At 70.7% G+C, this 1,607-nt stretch carries 3 protein-coding genes; all 3 read right to left on the bottom strand.

Annotated elements, in window-relative coordinates:
• Nucleotides 1-216: 216 nt before the first annotated feature.
• A complete protein-coding gene (locus tag MCM47_RS40435) occupies nucleotides 217-900 on the bottom strand; it encodes a hypothetical protein (RefSeq protein WP_238951801.1) in 684 nt (227 codons plus the stop codon).
• 1 nt (nucleotide 901) lies between these two features.
• A complete protein-coding gene (locus MCM47_RS40430) occupies nucleotides 902-1,192 on the bottom strand; it encodes a WXG100 family type VII secretion target (protein WP_238862090.1) in 291 nt (96 codons plus the stop codon).
• Nucleotides 1,193-1,248: 56 nt separating this feature from the next.
• On the bottom strand, nucleotides 1,249-1,607 hold a 359-nt coding region (locus tag MCM47_RS40425), incomplete at its 5' end, for a WXG100 family type VII secretion target (protein ID WP_238951800.1).

Raw genomic sequence — 1,607 nt, 5'->3', positions numbered from 1 at the left:
CCGAGCCGGTCCCGGCGGACATGCCGTTGATGGCCGCCATGATCTGCTTCCAGTCCCACAGGTCGTAGTCGGCCGTCATCCCGGTCGACGTACCGTCCGGGCTGCCGAAGACCGCGCCGTCGTCGCCCTGGTGGAAGCCGTGGCCGTTGTAGTCGGGCACGCCCGTTCTCCTCTCGATCCGCCGAGCCGCGCGGCCGGGCCGGGCCGGCTCGGCCGTCAGGCCCGGGGGTTCCCGTTGCCCTCGCCGGTGCCGCCGGTGCCGGTGCCGTTGCCGTTGCCCGTTCCGGTGCTGCCGGTGCTGCCGGTACCGCCGGTACCGCCGGCCGCGGTCACCACGGCGTTGAAGTCGCCGACGGCGTCCGTCATGGCGAGCTGGAAGTCCCGGGCCGTCATGGCATTGGCCTCCTCGGTCGTGCGGTACTTCGCGCTCAGCGACCGGACGCCGTCCCGCAGGTCGGTCAGCCCGGTCACCAGCGAGGCCAGCGCATCGCCGAAGTCCTTCTTCAGCCCGTCGTCGCCGTTGGGCCCGTTCACCTTGTTGCGCATCAGATTGGCGTGGTAGAAGGCGCCCGGGGCCACCGAGACGCCGTCCAGCGCGGTGATCACGGCGTTCATCGGCGCGATCAGCCGGTCGATGTTGGCGGCGAAGAGGTCCAGCGAGGGCGTGCTCACCGCGGTGCCGCCGGGTCCGGTGGCACCGTTGCGCGGCACGGTCGGCAGCAGGATCGGATCGGTGTCGCTGAACGTGCCGTGGCCGGCGCCGACGTGGGGGTCGCCGGTCCAGTGGTGGTCGCCGCCGGTCCCGGAGTCCGAGCCGGATTCGTCCCCGGTCCCGCCCCCTCCCCCGTAGTCGTTGTTGTTGATGTTCGGGTCGGAGGAGGATTCGTCGCGCTCCGACATGTCACTGGTCCCAGAGGCCCGCGCCGAACCGCTCACCGGAGTGGTAGGCGTCGTGGACCCCGCCGAGCGCGGTCGTCGCGTTCTGCGCCAGCAGGACCATGTCGGCCGCCGCGGCGTCCCAGCGGAGCTTTGCGGCGTCGTACGTGCTGCGGGCGTCGCTGCTCCACTCGCTCAGGTGCTGCGTGGTGCCGTCGTCCAGCTGGCTCAGGGTCTGCTGGAGCCTGCTGCTGATCGCCGACATCTCGCCGACGATGTACTCGACCTGGCTCATGTTGACGGTGTAGGTGCTCATGAGGTGACTCCTCCGGGGTGCGGGGCTGCGGCGCTACGGGAAAGGGGGCGGGCGGCTCAGAACCCGGGCAGCGGGGCGGCCATCCCCTTGCTGAGCTGGGAGGCCAGGTCGGTGGTGGCCTGGTGGGTGGTGTCGTAGCTGCCGGTGTTCGCCTGGAGCTTCTCCAGCATCAGGGCGAGCTGGCTGCGCACGGTGCCGAAGTCCTGCAGCCAGGTGTTCATCGCGCCGAGGTAGGTGCTGGACGCCTCACCGGTCCAACTCGCCTGCAGGGTCTCGATCTGGCTCGCCATCTGCGTGTAGGTGCGGTTCACCTCGTCCAGCGCGGTCTGGAAGTTGCCCTGGGCGGACAGCATCCCCTCGATGCTGACGGAGGTCGTCTGGTTGGCCATCGGCCGGTCCTCTCGGGAGTGGCGGG

Origin of the sequence: Kitasatospora sp. A2-31 (assembly GCF_022288725.1) — a bacterium.
Lineage (GTDB): Bacteria > Actinomycetota > Actinomycetes > Streptomycetales > Streptomycetaceae > Kitasatospora.
The sequence above is the reverse complement of the archived record's forward strand: the minus strand, read 5'-3'. Positions and strand labels throughout refer to the sequence as shown.